The following is a 25,975-nucleotide window of genomic DNA, read 5'->3' on the forward strand; positions in this document are numbered from 1 at the left end:
AGTTTTTAGAAAAAATTAACTTTCATTTTGACTAGCGGTCTTTTGACAAGAATTCTACCCCTAACCTAGGATGGTAAGGCTCAAAGCATCTTCGGGGTTAAACATGGATTCCAATCTAGGTCAAGAAAAAGAGAATAGTTGTGGTAATTCCGGACGAAAATGGTTGTCGATCGGTATTGCCCCCACTGGTATAATTTCTATTGGCATTGTTCCCATGGGCGTTATTTCCATCGGTATTGTTCCTATGGGAATAGTTTCCATTGGAACCGTGGCCATGGGGACAATTGCGGCCGGTTTTGTTTCCATGGGACTTTTCAGTATTGGTAGCGTTGGGATGGGATTAAATAACGGCCATTTTTCCAATCTTAATTCTCCCCCTGCTGAATCTCCCCATAAACATCATCAGCATTAAAATCAAGATTTGACTAGCAATCATGAATTATTCCATCCGTGCTGCCGTTGCTACCGATGTCAAGGCTATTTTTGACTTAATTGTTGCCTTAGCAGCCTATCAAGAACTCAGCCATTTAATGACAGGAAATAGTCAAGCTTTAGGGGATCATTTATTTGGAGAAAAACCCTACATCGAAGCATTGGTCGCGGAAGTAGAGGGTAGAATAGTCGGTTTTGCCCTATTTTTTGCTAACTATTCCACCTTTATAACTAAACCGGGGATTTACCTGGAAGATATCTTCGTTTTACCCGATTATCGTAGTCAAGGTATCGGGAAAGCTTTACTAATGGCTGTGGCTAAAATTGCCGTCGCTAGGGATGCAGGACTTTTAGAATGGACTGTCTTAGAGTGGAATCAACTGGCGATCGATTTTTATGGAAAAATGGGGGCTAAGGTCTTCAAAGAGTGGCAAATTTGTCGTCTCACCGGGACTGCTTTAACCGAATTGGGTAATAGCGATCAATAAGTCAGACCCGATGAAAAAATTTTCACCCCCACAGATGAAAGAGGTTTCTTTCCCTACACCCCACACCCTACACCCCACACCCTACACCCCACACCCCACACCCTCTTTCAAGTCAGACCCTTTGTCGAGCCTGGAACTTTGTGATCGATCGAGACTCCTTGCTATACTATACCTCTGACACTGGCTTTCCTCATTGGTGCAGAATGCAACCCACAGACTCGAATAAATTTACCGAACAAGCTTGGGATTCGATCGTTAAATCGCAAGAAATTGCGCGACGCTTTAAAAATCAGACCTTAGAGGTGGAACACGTTATTATTGCCCTCCTAGAGCAGAATAACGGTCTAGCCACCCGGATTTTACAAAAAGCTAATATAGAAATTCCGCGACTGCAACAACAGCTAGAAGTCTTCACCAACCGACAGCCGAAAGTGGCCATCGTCGATCAATTATATCTAGGTCGTGGTCTCGATCTGCTGCTCGATCGAGCGGAAGCATCCCGGGAAAGTTGGCAAGATAAATTTATCTCCGTCGAACATCTTCTCGTCGGTTTTGCCGAAGATGAAAGGGTTGGCCGGAAATGTTTACGCACTTTCAATCTTGACCCCCAAGATTTAGAATTAGCCATCAAAGCTATTCGCGGTACTCAAAAGGTTACTGAACCCAATCAAGAGGAAAAATACGAAGCTTTAGATAAATATGGCCGGGATTTAACAGCAGCGGCCAAAGAAGGCAAATTAGACCCGGTTATCGGTCGTGATGAAGAAATTCGACGGGTGGTACAAGTCCTCTCGCGACGGTCGAAAAATAACCCGGTTTTAATCGGTGAACCGGGGGTAGGAAAAACCGCTATCGCTGAAGGATTGGCCCAAAGGATTGTTAACGGAGATGTTCCCGAATCTTTGAAAAATCGTCAGTTAATTTCCCTCGATATGGGAAGTTTAATCGCTGGGGCAAAATATCGAGGAGAATTCGAGGAAAGATTGCGGTCAGTCATGAAAGAAGTTACCCAATCAGAAGGGCGAATTATTCTCTTTATCGATGAACTACATACCGTCGTCGGTGCGGGTTCTAGGGAAGGGGGATCCATGGATGCAGGCAACCTATTAAAACCTATGTTAGCTCGGGGAGAATTGCGCTGTATTGGGGCGACAACTTTGGATGAATATCGCAATCATATTGAAAAAGATCCCCCTTTAGAAAGACGTTTTCAACAGGTTTATATTAAGGAACCTTCCGTGGAGGATACTATCTCGATTCTCCGGGGTTTAAAAGAACGTTATGAGGTGCATCATGGGGTGACAATTACCGATTCGGCCCTAGTGGCAGCAGCTACCTTATCCCATCGTTATATTAGCGATCGTTTTTTACCGGATAAAGCGATCGATTTAGTTGATGAAGCGGCGGCAAAATTAGAGGTAGAAAGTACCACTAAACCTGCCGATTTGGAAATGATAGATCGTCGCTTAATGCAGTTACGGATGGAAAAATTCTCCTTAGAAAAAGAGGAGAAAAAAGATCGAGCTTTTCAAGAGCGTTTAGAAAGAATTATCGAAGAAATTGAGGAATTAGAAAGTAAACAAAAGCCTCTTGCTGACCAATGGCAAACGGAAAAACATATCGCCGAGGAAATTAAATTATTGCGAGAGGAAGAAGAACAATTGCGCCTACAGGTGGAACAGGCGGAACGTGCTTATGATCTCAATAAAGCAGCCCAATTAAAGTATGGCAAACTAGAAATTTTACAAGGGGAATTAGAAGTAAAAGAAAAAGAGCTAGAAACTATTCAAGCGGCAGGTTCGACCCTGTTAAGACAACAGGTAACTGATGCCGATATCGCCGAAATAGTTGCCCGGTGGACAGGAATTCCCGTCAATCGTTTAATGGAATCGGAACGACAAAAATTATTAGAATTAGAGTCTCATTTACAGAAAAAAGTGGTCGGACAAAATGAAGCGGTCACGGCAGTAGCAGCGGCGATTCGACGCGCACGCGCAGGAATGAAAGATCCCTCCCGTCCGATTGGTTCATTTCTATTTATGGGACCCACAGGAGTGGGTAAAACCGAGTTAGCGCGGGCCTTGGCGGGGTTACTGTTCGACTCCGAGGAAGCCATGGTTCGCATCGATATGTCGGAATACATGGAAAAACACGCGGTTTCGCGGTTAATCGGCGCTCCTCCGGGTTATGTGGGTTACGAGGAAGGGGGACAACTATCGGAAGCGGTGCGTCGTCGTCCCTATTCTGTGGTTTTATTGGATGAAGTGGAGAAGGCCCATCGGGATGTTTTTAACATTTTATTACAAGTGCTTGACGATGGGCGCATTACCGACTCTCAGGGGCGAGTGGTGGATTTTCGGAATACGATTATCGTCATGACCAGTAATATTGGCAGTGACCATATTTTAAATGTTTCCGAAGATGCCGATTATGAGGAGATGCGGAAACGGGTTTTAACAGCTTTGCGGAGTCATTTTCGTCCCGAATTTTTGAATCGTATCGACGATTTAATTATTTTCCATACCCTGAAAAAAGAAGAATTGCGTTATATTGTTCGTCTGCAATTACAGCGTCTGGAAAGATTATTAGGAGAACAAAAAATCAATCTAGAATTAACTACGGCTGCAGAAAATCATATCGTTACTGTTGGTTACGATCCCACCTACGGTGCGCGACCTTTAAAACGTGCTATCCAACGGGAGTTAGAGAATCCTTTAGCCACAAAAATTCTCGAACAAGCTTTTATGGAAGGGGATACGGTGGTAATTGATTGTCTAGATGAGGTGTTAAGTTTTAGCAAAAAGGAGCTAGAAAAGGAAGGGCAAACATTAGAATTAGCTGTGGTTAACCTCAGTTCAGATTAAAACCAGATAGGGGATATATTCCCCCTCTGAGTTTACCGTAACCCCCGCCTATCGGCACCCCCCTTATCAAGGGGGGCAGGGGGGATCGAACCTAAAATCCATTTTTAATTTAATTATAACCAGCTATTTATAACTATGAGTTAGGGATAGGTGTAGCAGCTTATTAAAAGTTGCCAAACATTAATCCAGTGAAGGAGAATTATAATTAGTCAGGAGAATTTATTCTCAATTATAAAAATTGAGAGAGTTTGTGCTGCTTAAATAAAGAGGTTTTGACAACCAAATTCAAGCATATCTAAAGAGTTTTGAGTTAAAAGTTAAACTTCTGGTTTTCATTCAGAACAAATATATTAATTAACTATTTTTTTTGGGAAAATTAGTTAACCGAATCTTATAACATATAATTAATTTGCAAGAATTCTAATGTGCTGCACTGGATGGCAATTCTGCTGCGCTCCATTGCAGCTGTTAAGCTTTGTTGTTAGATCGACAGCTTAACACGGGTTACTTGTACTCTATGCTAAAATCTGAACGCTACGATCTAACTTATTTATCTTCTGTCAGAGGAGGAGAGTTAGAATAGAGAGAAAATTCCTCAAAACGAGACTTGGTATATGGTTAAGCCAATTAAAGGTTCGCTGCTATGAAATTCCGTCAATTGATGCGGGCAACAGAAAATAAATACAATCGGCTGCTGGCAAATCTGCTCTCGCTCTACATTATTTACCCGTTTTTAGTATATCTACCCCTGGGAGATTGGCTGATTTTCTTTTTCTTCTCCCTCTCCCTGATCATCGCTGTTTATCAGATCGATCGCAGTAAATTGGCTTTAAGATTTAATATCGGTCTGTTTTTGATTGCCCTCCTCCTGCGAGCATTCAGCACGATTATCCCTATTTATAGCGATTTCAACCGTTGGTTCGAGCTATCTAGTACATTAATTTCTCTAGCTTTTGTTAGTTTATGTGTGTACTCGATTTTACTAGAATTAATTCTCGCCGAACAGGTCACATCTGATATCATCAAAGGGGGAATTTGTGTCTATTTTCTCTTGGGATTTTTCTGGGCATCCGCTTATAATATCGTCCAGATTTTCGAACCCGATTCCTTTAGCTCCGCCGCTAAAACCGTCAACCAGGCGGATCTACTTCATTTCAGCTTTACTACCCTGGCTACGGTTGGCTACGGTGATATAGTTCCTACCAGTAAAATCGCTAGAGTTTTAGCCAATTTAGAAGGAATGACTGGAGTTCTCTATCCCGCCGTTTTTATCGCTCGTTTAGTCAGTTTACACAATGGTCGTTAACCAAAACAATCGATCACCTTGGGGGAATATTAGATGATTATGCGTCGCTTTATCCCGATTCTTTCTTTGCTTTTGCCTTGGGTCACTGCTGCGGCAGTCTTGGCGGAAATCCCCACTCTGGCCCAGGAAATCCGCCCAAAAACGGCGGAACAAGTGATCGAGCAACTCTGTGCTAATTTAACCAAACAGCGATCGTTCACCGTCAAGATGGATGTCACCTATGACGATATACTCGACTCAGGGGCGAAAGTTCAGTACAGTGCCTATCAAAACATCTGGGTAGAGAAACCCAATCGCCTGCGCTCGGACTACACTGGGGATGAACGAGTTACCCGCTTTTTTTACGATGGTAAAACCTTCACCCTTGCGGATCTGGAACGGGATCTATACGTCACGAAACCAGCACCGAATACTCTAGATGAAGCCTTAGACCAAGTAGAACAAAGGTACGGGATCAGCATTCCCATGTCAAATCTGGCAGCGAACGATCCCTGTGCAGAGCTAATGGCCGATGTCAAGCAAATTATTTTTATCGGCAACGACATGGTCAACCGCGAACCGATGTATCACCTGCTGCTGATCGGTAGCGATCGCGATTATCAAATCTGGGTCACGCAGGATGCCACCCCCCTAATGAGAAAAGCGATTATCACCTATAAAACTCTACCCGGTTCACCCCAGTACACGGCAATATTATCCGATTGGAATTTTAATCCCAGTACCTCCGCCGATACTTTCACTTTCCAACCGGGATCAGAGTCGATCCCTATCGAACTTCTACCCCCTAGGGATAATCAATCCCAGCAGTAAACCCTGTTCATAAAATGCGATCGCTTGTCGGTATTCCCCTAAATCAGCGTTTTGATATACTTTGAATATCTAACGAATTCGAGGTGGGATCATGAAGTCGCAGATTCGACGCTGGGGTAATTCTTTAGCGATTCGGATTCCCAAGTACGCGGTGGAGGCACTAAACCTCAATCCCAATGACGTTGTTGAATGTTCTGTGGAAAACGGAAAGCTAGTAATTGAGCTAATTCAAGCCTTGCCTGAGTTAAGCCTAGAAGAACTACTGGCTGGGGTTGTTGAATCACCGGAGCCGGAAGTGGATTGGGGACGACCGATGGGAGAGGAGGTTTGGTGACATACATTCCAGAACGTGGAGATTTCCTGCGGTTGAGCTTCGACCCACAGATTGGGCATGAGCAAATGGGTAATCGTCCAGCACTGGTGGTAAGCCATATTGATTTTAATCGCAAGATTGGTTTTGCCTTTGTCTGTCCGGTCAGCAATACGCAACGCCAGAACCCTTTCTACGTCAAGATTCCAGATGGAGAGGCAGTGACAGGAGTTATCATGGTAGATCAACTGCGATCGTTGGACTTCCGAGGGAGAAAAGCGAGCTTTATCGGCAAGTGTCCAGAACGGTTGCTCCAGGATGTTCTCAGAAGAATTAAGCCGATTCTTTTCTAATCGGGACATTAGGGACTTGCGTGGGAATAATATCCCAGCCAGAAAATCGCTCTGTAGAAGAGTCAGACCAGCCAGATGGCATATTATCAAAGCGCAAGTCCCTTAGCTGCGGAGGCTGTCGAAGGCTCTCCCCCTACTTAGAGTGATCAGCAAACCTGATCGATCGGAGGGCGCAAGCTTTGCGCCCCTACAGTAACGGATTTTATGCACAATGTAGGGGCGAACTGCGTTCGCCCAAAAGGTAGATTATCAAAGCGCAAGTCTCTTATCAAAAGCCTTACTCTATCCGAACGCAACCCAGATTTATCATAGAAAATGTTCCCGCCAGAGTTTGTGTAGAAACAGGAGAGCGTTTTTTTGCACCAGAAACCGTCGAACGCTTGCAGAAAATAATCTGGGAAGATAAGCAGCCAAGGCGAATAAAAAAATCAAGGAGTCCGGGCCATGAAAAGATCTTTATGTCAAAACTTATGTGTTCTTGCCGCCCTCCTTTTGGGTACAAGTTTACTGATCACGGATTATGTGGACGCTCGCGGTGGCGGTGGCGGTGGTCGTAGCGGTGGCGGTGGTGGAGCTTCCCCACGGGTTAACCGCAGTAGTGATCTGCAAAACCGAGGGAATTTTAGTAATCGTTCCCAACCCTCTAGAGATTTTTCTGGAAGACAGGGGGAACGGCAAACCAGTCAACAAAACCGCCAAGGGGAACGCACGGAAAGACAGGGGGAAAGACAAACCAGTCAACAAAACCGTCAAGGGGAACGCACGGAAAGACAGGGGGAACGGCAAACCAGTCAACAAAACCGTCAAGGGGAACGTAGCGAAAGACAGGGGGAACGGCAGAACGAACGCACCGAAAGAACCGATACCCGTCAAGGGGAACGCACCGAAAGACAGGGGGAACGGCAGCAGCAGGTTAGCGATCGCCAACAGAACCGTCAGAACTTTATTGACGATAATCGCAACGGTTACTGGCGTGGTGGCGGTTGGTACGGTGGCGGTTATTACGTCCCCCCGGGTTGGGGTTGGGTGGGTTTGACCACCGGCTTAGTCATCGGTTCAGCGATCGCTACTCTCCCCCCCTACTACAATACCGTCTATGTGGGTTCTACTTCCTACATTTACTCGGACGGCATCTATCTTCAACCTAGCGGCAGTTCCTACACGGTGGTGGCCCCGCCAATCGGCGCAATTGTCACCTATATCCCAGACGGCTGCACCACAATTACGGCTGACAATACGCTTTATTACAATTGCAGCGGTATTTACTATCGGCCTCTGTTTGAGAATGGTTCCACGGTTTATCAGGTGGTTCGCTTCTAATCAATTTCTTCTTCATCAATAATTGCCGATCGATCTAATAATAATAAATCTCGCAGGCGATCGGTATCTAATTCTGTTAACCAATTTTCCCCAGCATCTACGGTTTGTTCCGCTAATTGTTTCTTGCTTTCGATCATCTCATTAATGCGTTCCTCTAGGGTTCCCGTACAGATGAATTTATGTACCTGAACATTGCGTTTTTGTCCGATGCGGAAAGCGCGATCGGTGGCCTGATTTTCTACGGCTGGATTCCACCAACGATCGATATGAAAAACGTGATTAGCGCGGGTTAAATTTAATCCTGTTCCCCCCGCTTTCAGGGAGAGAATAAAAATCTTTGGTCCTTGGGGATCATTTTGAAAGCGCTCGATCATTTCTACCCGATCTTTTGTTTTGGTAGAACCGGAGAGAAATAATATTTCCTCGGCTAATTTTTTCTGGAGATGGGTTTGTAGGAGTTTTCCCCACTCGGCAAATTGTGTAAAAATTAAAGCTCGATCGCCTTCTGCTATCACTTCCTCTACCATGGCTTCTAAGCGTAATAATTTTCCCGATCTTTGACTGGTTTCTAAACTATTTTCTTTCAAAAAATGACCAGGATGATTACAAATTTGTTTTAGTTGCATTAGCAAGGTTAAAATTAATCCATGTTTCTGAATTCCTTGAGTTTCTTCAATTTTCTGGAGGGTTTTCTCGACTAATTGTTGATAAAGTTGTCCCTGTTCTTTCGATAAACCACAAAAAATATTCATTTCCTGTTTTTCTGGTAAATCTTCAATAATAGTTTTATCGGTTTTTAATCTCCGTAAAATAAAAGGACGGACAAGGGAACGTAAATTATGCAGGGATTCTTGATCGCCGTATTTTTCAATGGGAAGGGCAAAACGACGCTGAAAAAAGGCTTGAGTTCCTAAAAAATTGGGATTGAGAAAATCCAAAATTGACCATAATTCCGTCAGGCGATTTTCTACGGGAGTTCCCGTTAAGGCAATCCGAAATCCTGCGGGTATTTTTCGCACTGCTTGGGATTGTTTAGCCGTAGAATTTTTGATATTTTGAGCCTCATCTAAAACTAAACCTTGCCATTGTACTGCTTCCAAAGTGGACAGATCGCGATAGATTAAAGGATAACTGGTAATAACAACCGATTTATTTTTTACCTCTTGAGCAAAAGCTTGACCTTTTAATCTTTTTTCGCCATGATGCACAAAAACCCCCAGGGTGGGAGCGAATTTTCTTAACTCATGTTCCCAGTTATTAACCACAGAAGTGGGAGCCACCACTAACACGGGATTAACTAACATATCCTCTTCTTTTAATGCTAGTAAAAAAGCGATTAATTGCGGGGTTTTTCCTAAACCCATATCATCGGCTAAACAAGCACCTAAACCCCACTTTTCTAGGAAAGCTAACCAACTAACTCCCTTGATTTGATAGGGACGTAATTCCCCCCGAAATTCCCGCGGTGGGTTGATTAATTGAATCCCTTGATTGTTATTTAAATTATCAATTAATTCCTTTAATGCTCCCTCCGCTTGAAAATTAACTACCGGCAGTTTAGCAATTAGATTATTATCTCCTGAACTCAAGCGCAGGGCATCCTCTACCGAGAGATTAAGGGGAGTAATGGTATTATTTAAAATTGCCTGAGCTGCTTTAACATCCGTAGGTTGTAGGATTAACCATTTGCCCCCCACTTCCACCACTGGCGATTTTTTCTCTAATAACTTATCAAAATCTTTTTTCGATATTTCCTGTTCCCCTACCACTAATTTAAGCTGAAAGTTTAATAAACTGGTTAAACTTAATCTTTCTCCTTTTTTGGGAGTTACACTGGCAGCAATCTTAATTCCTAATCTTTGTTCATTACTACCAGCAGTTAAACCCGTTGGCAAAATTACCCCTAATCCCTGATCTTGCAATTGCCAAGCGATCGAGCGAATAAACTGATAAACTTCGATCGAATCAAGAGAACATTCCTCCGGGTGTCTTTGCTCTAAACTAATTCTAATCGGTTCGTACAATCGCGATGCTAATCCTAATCCTTTTAAGAGAATTTCCTGGGGATTATTGACAACTCTTTGATAACTATGATAACTTTCTTTCCCCTCTAACCAAATCAACTTGGCACTAATGAGAAATTCGGGATCATCTAACGCTTGTAAATAATAGGTTAGTTTCCACGCTGTCCCTAATCTGGGAGGTTGTAAAGATAAACAGACACGGTATTGATTCTCGATTAATTGGCGATTATTGCCATTAACTAAACTTTCTTGGATAGGAAACACCCAGTTATTATAAGCATTTTCTAGACGCTGTAAATTCTTGGCTTCTAAAGCAATGTCATGATGATCACCGCTTAAAGATTGTAGCCAGGGTTTTACCATCAATGAGGGGGAAATATTAACACTACTATCTATCTTTTGTCGCAAACGAGCATCGACAATATTTTTTAAGCAATCGAGAATAATTGTTTGTGGTTCGCTATTTTCTTGATAGGCAAGACAAACCGGGGGGATGGTTTGGATAAACTTAGCTAAACGAGTGCGATCGATGGTACTATCTAGCAGGGGATACCAGCAACTTTCACCCTGATTTATTCCCGCTAAAAATTTCCCCCTTGCTAATAAATCTAAACTCCAACGGTGCAAATACAGCCAAAATCGTAGATCATTGCCGATAAATTCGGCCTTAGCTAGGGGTAATTTCTCCCATAACTGTATTATCATCCCCGCAGAAAAAGTTAATCCCGATACCTGCCATGGTTGCCAAGACAAGGATTTAGCTGTGGGTTCGAGAATTTGCCCCGACAGCAGCGGTAAAAAATATTTTTTCCTTGGGGGGGAATAACTAGGCAAACTGAGCTTGATTGATTCTGGAGAATAGCGGTCAAGCTGAGGAGAAAATTTCTGGATAAATTGGGCTAATGCCCCAGATTCTAGACAAAAAGGATGATTTTCCTTTGTTTCACTTAATTCCTTCCCTTGCCACTGTTCACCCCAAAGAAAAAAAACACTATCCTGCGAACCAATCAGCCAATTACCGTGTAGAGTAGTCATTATAAAATAGGGAAATTCCTCTAAAAAACCTGCTGTTGAAAAGGTAACAAATCTCGATTTTGTCGCTTCTTCTGACCTTAAGAGCCTCTAATCTCCTATTTTAGTGGACAAGGGCTGATTTCTCAAGCAGAATCTAGTTCAGCGATTAGCCCCGATCGCATGGTTATTATCAATAATAATAACTAGAGTTATTTTTAAACTATGTACAAATCGATCGCCCTAACCCTCCTCCTCAGTCTTCCCCTGAACTTGTCCCTAGTTGGTTATGGGGAAGATTTAAACCATCTACAGCAATTATTATCCACCCGACAATGTCCCCAATGTGATCTGAGCGGTTCGGGGTTAGTGCAATCGAATCTAACTGGGGCAAAATTAAATGGGGCCAATCTCGTCGGTGCTAATCTTAGTCAAGCTAATTTAAGTGGAGCGGATCTGAGTGGTGCTAATTTAACTGGAGCCTCTCTTTTTGGTGCTAATCTGACTGGAGCGAACTTGAGCGGGGCAATCTTGACGGGTGCGGATTTAAGAGGCGCTTATCTCAACAATGCTAACCTTGACAACACCAAACTAGACACTGCATACGTGCAGGGTGCGGTGGGAATTCCCAGTAGTGCCGGTACTCCTGAACTATTCTACGGTCTAGGGATGGTGGAAGGAAAACAGGGACGCACCAGCGCCGCTATAGAAAATTTTAATAAGGCCTTGACAATCAACTCGGAATATGCTCCAGCTTATCTGGCCCGGGCCATGGCTCACTATCGTCTGGGACAAAATGCTCTAGCGGCCCAGGACGCTCAAATGGCTTCGACTCTCTTTGAACGACAAGGCAATACCCCCGGTTACGAAGCGGCAGAGAATTTTATTAAAGGCATGGAAATCGCCCTAAAACCGCGAGAACAAGGTGGTGGCAACGCTCAATTAGACCAAATGGTGCAGGGGATTGGTTCTCTGCTCCTACAGTTTGTTTTACCCGCTTTGGGACTGTTTTAGTCCTCGTCCGCTGGCTCTTCTAAATGTTCCGAGACCGCGTAATAAAGGTCAAGAACATGATGATCGGCAAGACGATAAAAGACTCTCCGTCCCTGTTTTTGGTATTTAACTAATCTTAAGGCTCTTAGGGTTCTTAACTGGTGGGATACGGCCGATTCACTCATCCCTAAGTCGTCGGCTAAGTCACAAACACATAATTCTTGTTTGGCTAAAAGCGACAGAATTCTTAGGCGGTTGGCATCCCCCAAAAGGCTGAAAAATTCGGCCATTTTTTGGGCTTTTTCGATTTCTAATCCCTGCAAGTGCTGGAATTTCGCCTCTTGGTGATGGGATTCCCCACAAACCGGTGCTATTTTCTCTAGGGCCATATTTTTTCCTGATCGGTTATTAAGGGAAAGTTGAGAAAGGGAGGTATCGATCAAATCTTCCATGCCGATACTTGTCCCCTTCTCCCCAATAACTAAATTTAAACGCAACCACAGCCCTGGTGTCCACAGCCTTTCTCGTTCTCGTTAACGTGACCATTGGCACAAGCTTGGGAACAGTAGTATTGATCGTTTTCTTTGATAGCATCGGCGATCGATACTACACACAAACAGGGTTTACAAGCACATTTCATCATGGTGACAGCGATCATGGTTACTACCTCTGAACTTCTTTACTGACTTTAGTATAACATCTGAACAGATGTTCATGGATTGAATAAAGTTAAATTTTTCTAAAACTCAGACGGGTGGGAAGTTCTCCTTGATCAGTGATCAGATGGGAGTTTTCAGTTTGCATATAGAGCTTTTCAGGTTACTGAGGTATCGACAAGTTTTGCCAACCAAGAGTTTAAGCCCCTTGCCCATGCCTCATTCTGATGAAAACTGCTATATATAGTCTAAGGTAGAAAAAAGTTAAATACTGACTAAACCGCCCAATCATAACAACTGAGCCGACAAATTCTGATGTTATTAGCATTAAAACAACTAACTGTTACCCCAGGCGATCGCCTGTTGTTAACTTCACTCACTTGGCAAGATTATGAAACAATTCTTGACGAATTGGGAGATCGACGGTCAATTCGTCTATCTTATAGTCAGGGAACTTTAGAAGCAATGACTCCTCTTTTTATTCATGAAAACACCAAAGTTTTAATCGGGGATTTGGTTAAAGTTCTTCTGGATGAATTAGAGTTAGACTATGAACCCGCTGGATCGACAACCTTTAAAAATCATAAAATGGATCAAGGAATAGAACCAGATGAGTCTTTTTATATCGAAAATTGTCATGCTATTCGGGGAAAAACGCGCCTTGATTTGGCGATTGATCCCCCTCCCGATTTAGCAATTGAGATTGATATTACTAAGCGAACCCGATTTAATAATTATGAGCGATTGGGTGTTCCTGAATTGTGGCGATATAATGGAGAGAGACTAGAAATCAATGTTTTGCAAGGATCAGAATACGTTGAATCTTGCCAAAGCCGACTATTTCCTCAATTTAATCTAATAGAAAAAATTCCAGGAACGCTACAAAATAGTCAAAAAATCGGTAGTGCCATGGCATTAAAACAATTCCGAATTTGGGTCAAGCAAACGCTTAATCCCTGAACTCAAATGAACAACGAAGTCAGGGAACTGAGGTTTCCTACTGTCTTTTTACTGCTCACTGATTACTGTTTTTAGACGCAGAACGGCCTACCAACGATCGCCAGCATCGTAAATTGTTAAACGTCCGACTCCTAGAGCTAATCCGGGAGAATTGTCTCCGGGGGGATAAGCAGTAATTCCAAACTGATAGACACCACCATAATCGGGATTTCGTACTGGTTTCAGACCGATGGAAACGGTATTACCGGGGGGGACAGGAGGATCAAAAATGACCGTAATCGTCTGAGTATTGGGGTCAAAAGTAGTGGATTTTAGGGTTAATTTTTCGCCTCGCTGATTGCGATCGCCAAGAAAAGCAAAAGTTTGATCGAGAAGAAAAGCAATAGTTTGAATATTAGGCTGCTGTTGTATAGTTACTTTGCCCAAGGGCGCCCCGAGAGACGGCGGCAGAGCGATGGTAAGATAGTATTTTGCACCCCAAGCACGCACGGATTGGAAAGTAGCGAAGAAATTAACCAGAGTGGGAGAACTCTCAAAAAATACTCTGCCATCGGGAAATTGTCCTGCGAGAGACACAGAAGCATCAAAAGCGAGTATAGCAATCAAAGCGAGTTTAGATAGACTTTCAGTCTGTTTTAAAGGCAAAAAGGGAATCTTCAAGGTAAAAGCTACTATAAAATATTGATTGTCAAGGAGAATTATAGCAAATTCACTTAACCCTCAGCCGCTGCCATTATCAGTGATCAGTGATCAGTGATCAGTTATCAGTTATCAGTTGTTTTCTCCCCACTCTCCCACCCCCAATACTTAACCCCCAACTTGCAATGTATCTCGAACACCTGCACCTTCACAGTTTTAGAAATTATGCCGAACAGTTGCTAAAATTCGAGTCCAAAAAAACAATATTATTGGGCAATAATGCTCAGGGAAAATCCAATTTACTAGAAGCGATCGAACTTTTGGCCACTCTCAAGAGCCATCGAGTCAGCAAGGATCGGGATCTAGTGCTAGAATCGGACTCGGAGGCGAGAATTTTTGCTAGGGTTAATCGTCTTTATGGAGCATCAGAATTAAGTTTAATTCTCCGTTCTTCCGGTCGTCGCACCGTGATCCGTGACCGTCAACCCCTGCGCCGTCATCTCGATTTTTTGGGCGTGATTAATGCGGTACAATTTTCTAGTCTCGATCTGGATTTAGTGCGCGGTGGTCCGGAAGCTCGCCGAGATTGGTTAGATACTTTATTAATTCAATTAGAACCCCTATACGTTCATATTTTACAGCAATATAATCAGGTTTTACGACAAAGGAACGCTCTTTTAAAAGAGATTCGTAAACAGGAATTAGAGGGAAAAGTTTATGCGGATTTATCCCAACTAAAACTCTGGGATTTACAATTAGCAGAAACTGGTTCAAGAGTTACGAGAAGAAGGGCGCGAGTCCTGCAAAGATTAATTCCTTTAGCTCAAAAATGGCACGAAAGTATTAGCGGAAAAACTGAATATCTAGAATTACAATATATTCCCAATGTGCCTTGGGTAGAAGATGATGTCAATGGGGTACAAACGGCTTTTTTAGATAAAATTGAAACCCGTCGTTTGGCCGAGAAACAGCTAGGGACATCGGTAGTCGGTCCGCACCGGGATGAAGTGGATTTTTTAATTAACCAAAACCCCGCTAAATCCTACGGTTCCCAAGGACAACAAAGAACCTTAGTTTTAGCCTTGAAATTAGCGGAATTACAGTTACTAGAGCAGATTATCGGGGAACCTCCCCTACTACTCCTCGATGATGTTTTAGCGGAATTAGATATCGAACGACAAAATCAATTATTAGATGCGATCGAAGACCGTTTTCAAACCTTAATTACCACCACTCATCTCAGTTCTTTTGAGTCTCGCTGGTTGCAATCTTCCCAGATATTTTCTGTCAAAAAGGGACATATTTTTTATTAGTCTATAGCCTCTCTTTGTTTGTCTCTTTGCTAACGATATACACCCATAATTTTATCCCCCCTTAATAAGGGTAGGGCTATTTCATTCTCAAGAAAAAAGGAGAAATAAGGCGAGAAACGAAATTTTAGCGACCTAAAGACAATAATTGGGAGATGCTGTGCTGATTGTGGTCAATTCCCTTTGTTAAAGAATCATAACCCTCTAACCTGTACAAGGTTAAAACCGGGAGCATCTCACCTTTGTAACCCCTAAATCAGGTTTTATGTCAAGCTATTTTGAAAGCCTTGCTAGAAACCAGTTTTAGGGACAAGTATAATTACTCACTTGCATAAATGAGATGCTCCCAAGAAATAAGAAATCGGCGCTCGGCAAGGGTTAGTATGAAAATGGGATCACTTATTTAGATTTCAGATGGTATATGGTAAAATTTGCATAATTCAGTAAGATTAGTATTATCCTATATTATTTCAACTCAACTTCCTATGAGTAACAAATCTACGATTAAATTGCTGATCGCTTTTAACGATCCTAACCTGGAGCCTGAAGAACGCGACGAACAGGCCCAAGTATTATTAACAGAACTAGAACAGGCAGATGAAGTTGAATCGGTTAAACGTATTCTTGATCCCAATCCCCCTGAAGGTAATAAGTCGTTGGGCGGTTTTTTGGGTGGAATGTTAATGACCGAAGTTAACCCCGCTAATGGGAAAAAGTTGTTAGGGTTTCTGGGCGATCGCCTGGGAGGTAAACCGATAGAATTGTCGGTAGAGGCCAATGGTCGCAAGTTGACGGTTAAAGCTCACAGTCGAGAAGAATTGGAAATGGCTATTAAAGCGGCTCAAGACTTTATCTCAGGTTAAAGAAGGTATTATGGCAAAATTTGCTTTGTTAATTGGTGTGAGCGAGTATTCCGCAGGATTGCGTTCAATTTCTAGCGCGACTCAAGACATTGAAGCAATGCGCCGAGTATTAGAGCATCCAGACATGGGAGCCTTTGATCAGGTTACAGTTTTGCCTAACCCAGACAAAGGGAGCATGGAAAAAGCAGTTGAGGATTTATTTGCTAATCGACAGAAAGATGATTTGGTGCTTTTATATTTTTCTGGACATGGTCTTAAAGATCAAAAGGCTAGATTTTTTCTAAGTACAAGAGACACTGGGCGTGATCAGAAGGGAAATTTTTCTCTTGCAACAGCTTTAGCGGCAACTAAACTTCAAGAGTACATCACAGATAGTCATTCCCAAAGGCAGATAATTATTCTCGACTGCTGTTTTAGCGGAGCATTGGTTCAGGGAATGCCAATCAAAGGGGAATTTAACATTCAAGAGGAATTAGGAGGTAAAGGAAGGGCGATTTTGACCTCTTCTAGTCCAATTGAATATTCTTTTGAGTCGGAAGATAAAGATTTGTCCATCTATACAAAATATCTAGTTGAAGGAATTGAAACTGGTGCAGCAGATCAGGATGGTGATCAATTAATTTCTGTTAATGAATTGCATGAGTATGCCAGCGAACGAGTAAAGGAAGCTGCCCCGGCAATGACTCCCAAATTTTATCTTTCTCTTGAAGGAGAGGATACTATTTATTTAGCCAAATCTCCTCTTGCTGCTAATGATCCTAAATTTAAGTATCGTAAAATAGTTGAGGATATTATTAAAAAGTGGAATGATGAGGATATTAAAGATTATTGTTTTAAGGAGGAAGACTTTTCTGCTGCAGATAGGGCAGTTTTGGATGCAACAATAGATCAATTAAATCTCTCACCAGATGAAGCCAGAACGATTGAAACAGAAGTTCTTAACCCACTGCTACTGCGACGAGACAATATTAAGAAATATAGGAATGCGTTTCGGAAAATAATAGCTGCTGCTAATCATACTCCATTGAAAAACAAAGATAAAGAGAGTTTAAAGAAACTGCAAATTATCTATCGACTCAGGGATGAGGATATTCAGGTGATTGAAGAAGAAGTGCAAAATGAGGTTTATCCCATTACTCCGACGATTCCACCAATCACTTCGCCTTCTGCAAAAATCGCCCAAATTTTGCATTCTATAAAAACTTTAAAGCCCCAAAATTTCAAATTAAATCTGCCAGTTAGCATAGGAATAGCATCAATAGCAGTTGTAAGTTTATTTGCCATTTATCGCCCTGATAATTGTCCAAAACAAACGGGAGACTTTATTAGTGAAGGAGAAGAAGTTCTTAATTACTCTCAATCGTTTAACAAGAAGAAAGGTACAGAATATTTTGCACAGTGTGATTATCAAAAAGCCCTGTTAAGATTTAAGGACGCATGGCAACAGGATAGGCTAGATGCAGAAACATTAATTTACTTAAATAATGCTTTACTAGAAGCCAATAAAATGCAATATTACACGATTGCTGTTGCTGTTAGTATTCCCAAAAATCAAAATGACTTTAATGATGATGATGGTGATAGTCGAGCAAAAGAAATGTTACGAGGAGTAGCGCAATTACAAACAAAAATTAATCTGGGACTTTTAAATGACAATGATCCATTCCTCAAGTATTTTCCAGATCAAAATTTTATCAATAAAAAAGCGATTAATGGTAAGGGATTAAAAGTTGTCATTACTAATGATGAAAATGACGAATTATTAGCCAAAAAGACAGCATCATCTCTTTCCCAGCGTCCTGAAATTTTAGGGGTTGTTGGTCACTATCCCAGTGAAATGACTGTGGCAACGGTGGATATTTATAATCAAAATAATTTAGTTTTGATTTCTCCCGGATCAACGACTAGCGAGCTTACTAAATACCCCAGAAAAAATTTTCTGCGAACTGTTTTTTCCGTCGAGCAACAATCTCCTGTCATTGCAAAATTTTTACAAGAAAAGTCTATTAAAAAAGTGGTGGGATTTTATAGTGAAGGAAGTCCATTTAGTGAATCTTTTTTAAATAGTTTTAAAACTATTTTTACACGCCCTCCATTCTCTGGAACTGTAGTAAAATTAGATGAATTTGATCTGGGAAATAATTTTAAGGCAGAAGAAGCCATCCAAGAGTTACGACAAACAGAAGCAAAAATAACAGAAACAATAGGGCTTGTACTATTCCCAAAAGCAATTGGCGATGCTGAAGGCGATGCAATTAGACTTATAAAACTTAATAATAGTCAAAATTGGGTTATCGGATCATGGGGGCTTCGTAGTTCTCGTACCTTAGAACAAATTAACAACCTACAACCTTTTCAAAAGTTTGTTATTGCGGTTCCTTGGGATTCTTTAACCAGTCCTAACCAGGATTTTCTTAAGGATGCCAAAATTTTATGGACTACAACTTCTGTTAATGCAATAACGGCCCTATCCTATGATGCAACTCTTGCTCTAACAAAAGCTCTAGAAAAGGCAAATACTCCCACACGAATTAATATCCGTGAACAATTAAAGTCTCTTGATTTTCTTGTCACTAAAGGTGCAACTGGGACAATTCAATTCGATGAAAATGGCGATCGCAAGAAACTTGATGGGAAGGGCGATCCCCAAAATCCCTCCGTAGAATTTGTTCACATTGTGGAGTGTCGGACACTAAGTTCAGATTTTGCTTTTGTCCCAATCAAGTATCCTACTGCTAAAGATGCCGGTTTATCCTGTTTAAACTCACCCAAAAAACCTAGTCCCTAGCTAATCAGGGTTGGCTGAAAAAGTCTGGGTGGTGATTCGGTAGTAGTGATGGCGGCTTAATCCTTTGCTTTGCTGTGCATTGTAGTCATGGATAAGATACCAAAGGGTTCCCCAAGGTGATTCTCCATTTTTTTAGAGAAAGATAGACTCTCTCTCACCAGCCGAGAAATCCTTTGTCGAAAGGTATTATTTAATCTTTCAATAGGATTAGTTTGACCAGTTTCTTTACCTACTGCCCGATGACGTTTACTAGGAATTACTGTCTTATAGGACTCCCAAAAGTCTGTGTAAGCAACAGTGCATTGTCGGTAAACACCTGGTAAACTGGCCCCAAAGTTTTTTGGCTGATTGACGACTCCTATCTCCGCGCATAGCAACCAATAATTTCTCTTGTCTTTCTATCAATTAACCGCCAAATATAAACCTTTATCGTCTTAGAAAAAACAAAAGACCACATCTCATCACATTCTATAACTAATTTACCTTTTGGTTTGTCCGAAACCTTTATTTGACGTGGGACAGATGCCAATTTATTGTTGACATAGTTTTGTAACCATGACCAACTTACCCCTGTTACTCTAGCAATTCCTCGCAAGGAAATTCGTTCGAGCAAGAGTTTATCAATTAATTGTTTGGTTTCCTCAGAGACGGTTTTATTAGTGGGATTGATCACAAACTGACGACCACAATCTTTACATTGACGTTTGGGTTTTCCATTATGAATAGAACCATTCTTAATCCTATGGTGAGAACCACAATTAGGACAGGGGAATAGAGGTGAAGGGGGGATTTTGTTCGGTGCTAGACTGATATTTCAGTAAGACAGACAGGAGCCAGAAAAAGATATTTATCAGAAAAGTCATGACCAAGCTAGAGGTTTAAAGACTGATCGGGTTCCAATTATTTTTATTAATAAATATTTTACACAATTCATACCAGGTAAGCAAGAGGGCTACGCCACTACTACCAAATCATTACCAAGTGATTAAGTAGGTAGGTGTTAAAAGTTCTCAGGCACCCCCCTTATCAAGGGGGACAGGGGGGATCCCCCCGCCCATCAGCACCCCCCTTATCAAGGGGGGCAGGGGGGATCAGACGCAAAATCTATCTTCAATTTAATTATAACTACTTACTTATAAACTGTAATGATTAAACAATAGAGCGAGAAATTGAAATCCCTAAAGGGATCAAGTGACTATATCTCGTCGCTGCGAATACTATCCACCAAATTCTGTCGCATCTCTAGGAATTCTCGGGATAGCCGCAAAGAAGCCGGGGTTACCTCGTGGTCACGGTGGGCAAAAGGATTGACGATATCCTTAACCACGCGACCGGGACGAGCGTGGAGGACAACGATGCGGGTGGCGAGCAAGAGAGTCTCTTCCACGTCATGGGTGATGAAAAAGATCGTTTTCCCTGTTCTCTGCCAAATGCCTCTGAGATGGGTTTGGATCGATTCGCGGGTGAGCGCATCGAGTGCGCCAAAAGGTTCGTCCATGAGAATAATCGCTGGTTCGGCGGCTAGGGTACGGGCGATCGCTGATCGTTGTTGCATCCCTCCGGAAAGCTGATAGGGGAAGAAATTCGCCGCTTCCGAGAGTCCCACCATCTCCAAAGTGGCGGATACCCTTTGTTTTCGTTCCCGATCGCTCACTCCTTTCATTTTTGGCCCAAACTCGACATTTTTGGCGATCGTTAACCAAGGGAACAGGTTAGGACGAGAGAACCACTGAAACCACCGCCGATAATGGCGATCGCCAGTTGAGAAACAGTCACATCGGTCATGTCCTTGTCCTGTATTATAATTCATCCAAGATTGTATTATGCTTCATTTAGAATACAAAGACAAGGCTGCGATGCTACGGGGCGGCTACATCTAAAATGAGAGTGCCTGGTGAACTATCCCTAAATTGACGAAGGTAGTAGCTTCCTTTACTGTATCCTTCGATTCTGTGGCAAAATCGGGCATAATTTGGTAGAATTCCTTCAAATAAAAATGAAACAACAGATTGATTTTATTCTCGATACAACCAAGAAATATTAAAGTAATCTTAAGGTTAAGATAGTTTTAAAATGTAGCAAATGTACTTGGTATTCACAATTTTAAAAGCACAACCCCAAGGATAGAATCGAGTAAAGCCAGTTTCGGCTTTGTTTGGCATTCAAATTTGTTTAAGTCCCATTAGAGTAGAATTGCAGTAGGAATAGGAACTGGCAGAAAGTCGGTTACAAGGTTGGTGACTATGAATTTCCGGGGAATTTTTCTTAGATATCTCATGCTGGTTCTGGTGTTGACCCCAACGCCGGTTTTAGCCCAGCAGACAGATGTTATGATCGCACCCACTCAAATTGATATCGTGGGGATGAAAGGAGCGATCGCAACTCGACGTTTATTTGTGAAGACTCCCCAGCCTATTGAAGGAATGCAGCTGATTCCTCCCGATCTCAATAGCTCTGATGGAACTCAAATATTACCGCCAGCAGCAGTCCAGATTCCAGAAATGTCGCCCAAACAGCCACAAAACCGATGTCAAGCTTCAGGTATTGAAAGAATTACTGCTAGTCTAGAAAAGTCTAATGAAGCAATTCTCCCTGTCTGTTTTGACTTAAAAGAAGCCCCTAGCGGAGAATTTTCCAGTCAGCTACAACTCAGCTATCAAGGGGGACAGCAGCTTGTTCCGATTATTAAACCTCTTGCATAATTAATTTTTGAGGGTTCAAAAACGGTAAAAATAAGGATTCAATTGCATAAAATTCTTAAATAGACCATTTAATTGATTAATGCTCATTCTTAATTCTCCTGACTACTGGCTCCTGACTCCTGACTCCTAACCCTAACAACAATTTTTGATTTTTACAAGAGGTCTATTTACCCTCGACCAACTCAAAAAAACCCCGGCTGACTTTCCCGATCGCTGCCGTCTGTGAGACAATCGATCGAGTGTTATCCTAAACTCTGCCAATTTTCATGTCCGACGACGCTACTATTCGCACTGCTGTACAACGTCTCTACAATACCTATCCTTTCCCCCCCGAACCGCTCCTAGATGAACCTCCTCCCGGTTACAATTGGCGCTGGAATTGGATTGCTGCCTATAACTTTTGTTGTCATCGTAAACCTGAACGAGAGGATATCCGCATTCTCGATGCGGGTTGTGGTACTGGTGCGGGAACCGAATATCTGCTCGCGCTCAACCCTTTTGCTAATATAGTCGCTATAGATATCAGTGAAAAAGCCCTAGAAATTGCCAAAGAACGCTGTAATCGTTCGGGAGTCGCACCAAAACACCGAGGTTCTCTGGCTTTTCACCATTTACCCCTTGAATCCGCCACTAATCTCCCCGGAGAATTTGATTTAATTAACTGCGTCGGGGTGCTGCACCATCTCCCGGACCCGATTAAAGGTATTCAATCCCTCGCGCAAAAACTGGCCCCCGGTGGTCTGCTGCACATTTTCGTCTATGCACAATTGGGACGCTGGGAAATCCAGTTAATGCAATCTGCGATCGCACTTTTGCAAGGAGACCGACGCGGGGATTATAAAGATGGGGTCGCTGTCGGCCGAGAGATTTTTGCCTCTCTACCAGAAAATAATCGCATTTTGAAACGGGAAAAAGAGCGTTGGTCAATGGAAAATCATCGCGATGAGTCCTTCGCTGATATGTACGTTCACCCCCGGGAAGTGGACTACAATATCGATACCCTCTTTCAACTGATTGATGCGTCAGGATTAGCCTTTATTGGCTTTTCTAACCCTTCCTACTGGCAATTAGAGCGTTTATTGGGTAAATCCCCCGAATTGATGGCTAGAGCGCAAAATTTAGGGGAAAGGGAACGTTATCGCTTGACGGAATTATTAGACCCCGAAATCACCCACTATGAATTTTTCCTCGCTAAACCACCGATTCTGACTGCCGATTGGTCCCGGGATCAAGTCCTAGAGAATGCAGTGGCCGAAGTTCATCCCTGTCTTTATGGTTGGCCTAGTGCAAGTGTTCTAGATTACGATTATCGGCCAGTTAATCTCTCGGAGAGAGAATTTGATTTTCTACAAGCTTGCGATGGTCGTTTAACCGTGGGAGCAATCGATGCTCAAGTTGGTTTAGGATTAACTGGTGTGCGTTCTTTACAACAGCGCCAACTACTGATTTTAAGTTAGGGAAAACTTGGGGATGTTAGAGATAGCGTCCCTTGGCAATCGGCAACTTTTAAACTAACTTGGCTAAATCTTGCCAAAAATTCTTGTTTCTTAACAATTATCCCCCTCTCTCCCCATAGTTTCAGCCCCAGAAATGACTAGGGCTGAATTATAATAGTTATATAGAGTGGACAAGGCTGATAAATTTCTGATTGGTCCGATTTTTACCCAGATCGGCAAACGGGGGTTTAGTCATTATCCCAAGATTCCGAGGCGATTAAGTCACCAATTTGATCCCTGAGAAGGTAGTCACACCGTTCTAGTTCACATTCAACACAAACCCACTCCCGAGGGGGAATGAACTGACAGAGGGTGTAGATCGGTTGGTGTCTGCTCACTACCCCCTGTTCTACCATCTGACGGACTTCGTCCTTAATCATCCTGATAGAGTAAGCGGTGGGAGCGGTGGAGAAAGTTATGGCACTCATGGGAGATTTCCTGCAAGATCTACAAAAAAGTCTTATCAATAACTATACTCTAACCTATAAGGGGACAAAAGAGATTTTTTGCTGTATCGAGGATGACAATTTTTTATATATAGCGAAACCCTCTCCCCTCGCCAGTTTAGGCTTAGGTTAAGAAAAGTTAAATTCATCGGCTAAAAGCTGTCGAGTCCCCTTATGTCAAATCAGTGATCAGTGATCAGTGATCAGTTATCAGTGATCACTGATCAGTGATCAGTTAAGCTGTTGACTATCTAGAGTTTGCTGAATAAATGTGAAATGTAGGCAAGGTAAGGGTTTTGGGGCTTTTCTTGCGAAACAGGTGCAAGATTTTGAGAGAATCGTGGTTCAAAACCTTGCATCTTCATCGGCCCGTGTCCTGTAGGGGCGAAGCATTCGGGCAATAACCTATCGCTGAAACCGGAGATTTTCTATCCGAATGCTTCGCCCGTACTTTTTGCCGCAAATCCTATCTAAAGACTGCACCGGAGTGCTGGAGTTGGCAGCAGGGAGAGGAATTCAGAGCATTTGTACTTAATTTTTCCCTAAGCGTTTTAAAATCAGTACAGATGATCAGTGATCAGATTTGAGTTTTCAGTTTACCGTTTACTGGACGGCTACGCCGTGCCTTTGGCAACACTGAAAAAAGCTTCCAGCTTAAACTAATAAATGGGGAATAAAAATAAAAGCCGCTACGAGTAAAGCGGCGATCGAGGCGATTAAAACGGCACCAGCGGCACAATCTTTCGCTATTTTGGCTAAATCATGGTAGGATTGCCCCACCGTCAGATCTACCACTGATTCTAGGGCAGTGTTAATTAATTCTAAGACCATCACCAGAGCGCAGGTAAGGGTGACAATCGCCATTTCCATGGCATTAACCCGCAAAAATAAGCCCCAACTAATCGCTACTAGGGTCATCAGGGTGTGAATGCGAAAATTTCTTTGACTAACAAAAGCATAACGGACTCCGGCCCAAGCGTAGCGAAAACTGACTAACAGATTCGAGGCGACTTGCCAAGCGTATTCTCTTTGACTGGGATTGTTACCCTCACTCACCTGTCCCGATCGAGGGATAAAATTATTGTTGAGATAGGGATTAGATAGGCTGGTAGATTGGTTGGCTTGATGATAGTTTGTCTTCATATTCCTCAATAATGCTTGACAAAAATAACTAACTATGTATCGGCATTTCGACGGTTTTTAACAAAGTTTCCTGTAAAGATAGCATTTCTAACAGACTTGTTTCATCGGGATGGTCCCAACCCAAAAGATGTAAACAAGCGTGGGCAGTTAACCAGGCCAATTCTCGCACCAAAGAATGATTTTGTGTTAAAGCCTGTTGTTGTGCTGTCTGGACAGAGATGATAATATCCCCCAAATATAAAGGTTCTGTCTCTAAAATGCCCTCATCCACTGGTAAATCCACTTCCAGAGCGGCAAAAGCGAGAACATCCGTCGGTTGATCTTTGTGGCGATATTGGGAATTATAGGCCTGAATTTCTCGATCGTCTGTTAAGCGCAAACTTAGTTCATAACCGGCGGCAACGGGGAGATAATCCGATAGATAGCCTAACCATGTCTCCAACCAATAGTGCCAAGTTTCCCCATCCACAGGACTATTTCCGGGATTAAAATAATTATCCTGTAGGCACAAATCCACCCCTAGGGGCAAAGTCTCACTCACCAGATTTCACCCTAGGGACGCGTCAGATAGGAAATACCGACAAAAAAGCCTAATAGGGCTGCTGTAGTCAAAAAAAAGTGTTTTAACGAGACGCCTTTTTTCTTGACCATATTCCGCATCGCCAGCTTGACGTAACTGGGTTGCGCTTCGGTGGCGGTTTCTACTGCGGGGTCAGTGGTGCTAACAGGTTCAGTCATCAGTAATTCCCCAGACAAAGATTGATCGCTATAAGTGTAACAGATTATTAAAGAAGTGCCAAAAAAATTCAATTATGGGAAAAATTGTTACCCGTCCGGGATAGTCAAAACCACTCAAACTGTTTAACCCAGAGGTTTCTAACCAGTTGCGCCTTTAAACCAGCCCCTGAATTTTGATACAAATGCTCTCCTCTCCCCCGCTCCCTTCTCCCCTCTCCCCAATTCATAATTCATAATTCCCACACCCCACTTCCCCAATTCATAATTCATAATTCCCACACCCCACACCCCACACCCCACTTCCCCAATTCATAATTCATAAT

At 42.5% G+C, this 25,975-nt stretch carries 25 protein-coding genes and 1 pseudogene; 16 read left to right on the top strand and 10 right to left on the bottom strand.

Annotated features, from left to right (window positions below; genetic code table 11):
• The first annotated feature begins 103 nt into the window (after positions 1-103).
• The 8 genes from ACQY1Y_RS21340 to ACQY1Y_RS21375 all read left to right on the top strand — a co-directional run bounded on the left by ACQY1Y_RS21340 (position 104) and on the right by ACQY1Y_RS21375 (position 7,883).
• Positions 104-412 carry a hypothetical protein gene (locus tag ACQY1Y_RS21340; RefSeq protein ID WP_002759516.1) on the top strand — a complete coding sequence of 103 codons (309 nt, stop codon included), beginning with the start codon at positions 104-106 and terminating at the stop codon, positions 410-412.
• A 22-nt stretch (positions 413-434) separates the two neighbouring features.
• Complete coding sequence (locus ACQY1Y_RS21345; protein ID WP_002797118.1) at positions 435-920, top strand: GNAT family N-acetyltransferase; 486 nt, start codon at positions 435-437, stop codon at positions 918-920.
• Between the two features lie 203 nt (positions 921-1,123).
• Positions 1,124-3,784: an ATP-dependent chaperone ClpB gene (gene clpB, locus ACQY1Y_RS21350; RefSeq protein WP_002739103.1), complete on the top strand. Its 2,661-nt coding sequence runs from the start codon at positions 1,124-1,126 to the stop codon at positions 3,782-3,784.
• A gap of 643 nt (positions 3,785-4,427) precedes the next feature.
• Positions 4,428-5,090, top strand: coding sequence for a potassium channel family protein (locus tag ACQY1Y_RS21355; protein ID WP_287233396.1), 663 nt, complete (start codon positions 4,428-4,430; stop codon positions 5,088-5,090).
• Between the two features lie 33 nt (positions 5,091-5,123).
• Positions 5,124-5,900: a DUF2092 domain-containing protein gene (locus tag ACQY1Y_RS21360; RefSeq protein ID WP_430013530.1), complete on the top strand. Its 777-nt coding sequence runs from the start codon at positions 5,124-5,126 to the stop codon at positions 5,898-5,900.
• A gap of 91 nt (positions 5,901-5,991) precedes the next feature.
• Positions 5,992-6,234 (top strand): AbrB/MazE/SpoVT family DNA-binding domain-containing protein, encoded by a 243-nt coding sequence (locus tag ACQY1Y_RS21365; protein WP_002791939.1) that lies wholly within the window; start codon positions 5,992-5,994, stop codon positions 6,232-6,234.
• The gene (locus ACQY1Y_RS21370; RefSeq protein ID WP_002778731.1) at positions 6,231-6,563 is read left to right on the top strand and encodes a type II toxin-antitoxin system PemK/MazF family toxin; all 333 of its coding nucleotides are present in this window, start codon (positions 6,231-6,233) and stop codon (positions 6,561-6,563) included. Before ACQY1Y_RS21365 ends, ACQY1Y_RS21370 begins: the two co-directional genes overlap by 4 nt.
• 444 nt (positions 6,564-7,007) lie before the next feature.
• Positions 7,008-7,883, top strand: a complete 876-nt coding sequence (locus ACQY1Y_RS21375; protein WP_430013531.1) for a DUF6515 family protein — start codon at positions 7,008-7,010, stop codon at positions 7,881-7,883.
• Here the strand turns inward: ACQY1Y_RS21375 and ACQY1Y_RS21380 are convergent.
• On the bottom strand, positions 7,880-10,942 hold the full coding sequence (locus ACQY1Y_RS21380) for a DEAD/DEAH box helicase (protein ID WP_430013532.1): 3,063 nt from the start codon (positions 10,940-10,942) through the stop codon (positions 7,880-7,882). The genes ACQY1Y_RS21375 and ACQY1Y_RS21380 overlap by 4 nt on opposite strands.
• A 201-nt stretch (positions 10,943-11,143) precedes the next feature.
• On the opposite strand from ACQY1Y_RS21380, the gene ACQY1Y_RS21385 reads away from it, so the two are divergent.
• Positions 11,144-11,932: a pentapeptide repeat-containing protein gene (locus tag ACQY1Y_RS21385; protein ID WP_149107358.1), complete on the top strand. Its 789-nt coding sequence runs from the start codon at positions 11,144-11,146 to the stop codon at positions 11,930-11,932.
• On the opposite strand, the gene ACQY1Y_RS21390 is transcribed toward ACQY1Y_RS21385, so the two are convergent.
• Together ACQY1Y_RS21390 and ACQY1Y_RS21395 are read right to left on the bottom strand one after the other, a co-directional pair.
• Positions 11,929-12,363: an ArsR/SmtB family transcription factor gene (locus ACQY1Y_RS21390; RefSeq protein WP_002754959.1), complete on the bottom strand. Its 435-nt coding sequence runs from the start codon at positions 12,361-12,363 to the stop codon at positions 11,929-11,931. The genes ACQY1Y_RS21385 and ACQY1Y_RS21390 overlap by 4 nt on opposite strands.
• A gap of 35 nt (positions 12,364-12,398) precedes the next feature.
• Positions 12,399-12,569 carry a metallothionein gene (locus ACQY1Y_RS21395; RefSeq protein ID WP_123230743.1) on the bottom strand — a complete coding sequence of 57 codons (171 nt, stop codon included), beginning with the start codon at positions 12,567-12,569 and terminating at the stop codon, positions 12,399-12,401.
• 313 nt (positions 12,570-12,882) lie between these two features.
• Here ACQY1Y_RS21395 and ACQY1Y_RS21400 point away from each other — a divergent pair, with 313 nt between their 5' ends.
• Complete coding sequence (locus ACQY1Y_RS21400; RefSeq protein ID WP_016516541.1) at positions 12,883-13,527, top strand: Uma2 family endonuclease; 645 nt, start codon at positions 12,883-12,885, stop codon at positions 13,525-13,527.
• A gap of 87 nt (positions 13,528-13,614) precedes the next feature.
• Here the strand turns inward: ACQY1Y_RS21400 and ACQY1Y_RS21405 are convergent, their stop codons facing one another.
• The gene (locus tag ACQY1Y_RS21405; RefSeq protein ID WP_430013533.1) at positions 13,615-14,187 is read right to left on the bottom strand and encodes a DUF2808 domain-containing protein; all 573 of its coding nucleotides are present in this window, start codon (positions 14,185-14,187) and stop codon (positions 13,615-13,617) included.
• Positions 14,188-14,351: 164 nt separating this feature from the next.
• On the opposite strand from ACQY1Y_RS21405, the gene recF reads away from it, so the two are divergent.
• The 3 genes from recF to ACQY1Y_RS21420 all read left to right on the top strand — a co-directional run bounded on the left by recF (position 14,352) and on the right by ACQY1Y_RS21420 (position 19,127).
• Positions 14,352-15,479: a DNA replication/repair protein RecF gene (recF, locus tag ACQY1Y_RS21410; protein ID WP_002747232.1), complete on the top strand. Its 1,128-nt coding sequence runs from the start codon at positions 14,352-14,354 to the stop codon at positions 15,477-15,479.
• A 482-nt stretch (positions 15,480-15,961) separates the two neighbouring features.
• Positions 15,962-16,339 (top strand): hypothetical protein, encoded by a 378-nt coding sequence (locus tag ACQY1Y_RS21415; RefSeq protein WP_271987907.1) that lies wholly within the window; start codon positions 15,962-15,964, stop codon positions 16,337-16,339.
• A 10-nt stretch (positions 16,340-16,349) separates the two neighbouring features.
• Positions 16,350-19,127 carry a caspase, EACC1-associated type gene (locus ACQY1Y_RS21420; RefSeq protein ID WP_430013534.1) on the top strand — a complete coding sequence of 926 codons (2,778 nt, stop codon included), beginning with the start codon at positions 16,350-16,352 and terminating at the stop codon, positions 19,125-19,127.
• Here the strand turns inward: ACQY1Y_RS21420 and ACQY1Y_RS21425 are convergent.
• A pseudogene (locus tag ACQY1Y_RS21425) lies at positions 19,128-19,917 on the bottom strand (IS1 family transposase).
• A gap of 405 nt (positions 19,918-20,322) precedes the next feature.
• The gene (locus ACQY1Y_RS21430) at positions 20,323-20,937 is read right to left on the bottom strand and encodes an ABC transporter ATP-binding protein (protein WP_238142421.1); all 615 of its coding nucleotides are present in this window, start codon (positions 20,935-20,937) and stop codon (positions 20,323-20,325) included.
• A gap of 520 nt (positions 20,938-21,457) precedes the next feature.
• On the opposite strand from ACQY1Y_RS21430, the gene ACQY1Y_RS21435 reads away from it, so the two are divergent.
• On the top strand, positions 21,458-21,829 hold the full coding sequence (locus tag ACQY1Y_RS21435) for a hypothetical protein (protein ID WP_002738860.1): 372 nt from the start codon (positions 21,458-21,460) through the stop codon (positions 21,827-21,829).
• Positions 21,830-22,095: 266 nt separating this feature from the next.
• Complete coding sequence (locus ACQY1Y_RS21440; protein WP_430013535.1) at positions 22,096-23,286, top strand: class I SAM-dependent methyltransferase; 1,191 nt, start codon at positions 22,096-22,098, stop codon at positions 23,284-23,286.
• A gap of 227 nt (positions 23,287-23,513) precedes the next feature.
• Here ACQY1Y_RS21440 and ACQY1Y_RS21445 read toward each other — a convergent pair whose 3' ends face one another.
• The gene (locus ACQY1Y_RS21445) at positions 23,514-23,753 is read right to left on the bottom strand and encodes a DUF4327 family protein (RefSeq protein ID WP_002738935.1); all 240 of its coding nucleotides are present in this window, start codon (positions 23,751-23,753) and stop codon (positions 23,514-23,516) included.
• Between ACQY1Y_RS21445 and ACQY1Y_RS21450 the strand changes: the two genes are divergently transcribed.
• Positions 23,743-23,904, top strand: coding sequence for a hypothetical protein (locus tag ACQY1Y_RS21450; protein ID WP_002752946.1), 162 nt, complete (start codon positions 23,743-23,745; stop codon positions 23,902-23,904). The two genes, ACQY1Y_RS21445 and ACQY1Y_RS21450, sit on opposite strands and share 11 nt — an antisense overlap.
• 521 nt (positions 23,905-24,425) lie before the next feature.
• Here the strand turns inward: ACQY1Y_RS21450 and ACQY1Y_RS21455 are convergent.
• Genes ACQY1Y_RS21455 through ACQY1Y_RS21465 form a run of 3 tightly spaced genes read right to left on the bottom strand, consistent with a single transcriptional unit; the run spans position 24,426 to position 25,652 of the window.
• Positions 24,426-24,914 (bottom strand): diacylglycerol kinase, encoded by a 489-nt coding sequence (locus ACQY1Y_RS21455; RefSeq protein ID WP_016515837.1) that lies wholly within the window; start codon positions 24,912-24,914, stop codon positions 24,426-24,428.
• A gap of 28 nt (positions 24,915-24,942) precedes the next feature.
• The gene (gene ybeY / locus ACQY1Y_RS21460; RefSeq protein WP_430013536.1) at positions 24,943-25,455 is read right to left on the bottom strand and encodes an rRNA maturation RNase YbeY; all 513 of its coding nucleotides are present in this window, start codon (positions 25,453-25,455) and stop codon (positions 24,943-24,945) included.
• 11 nt (positions 25,456-25,466) lie between these two features.
• Positions 25,467-25,652: a DUF3285 domain-containing protein gene (locus ACQY1Y_RS21465; protein WP_002752941.1), complete on the bottom strand. Its 186-nt coding sequence runs from the start codon at positions 25,650-25,652 to the stop codon at positions 25,467-25,469.
• Positions 25,653-25,975 lie beyond the last annotated feature (323 nt).

The organism is Microcystis ichthyoblabe FBCC-A1114 (assembly GCF_050500245.1).
In the GTDB taxonomy this organism is placed as follows: Bacteria; Cyanobacteriota; Cyanobacteriia; order Cyanobacteriales; family Microcystaceae; genus Microcystis; species Microcystis ichthyoblabe_A.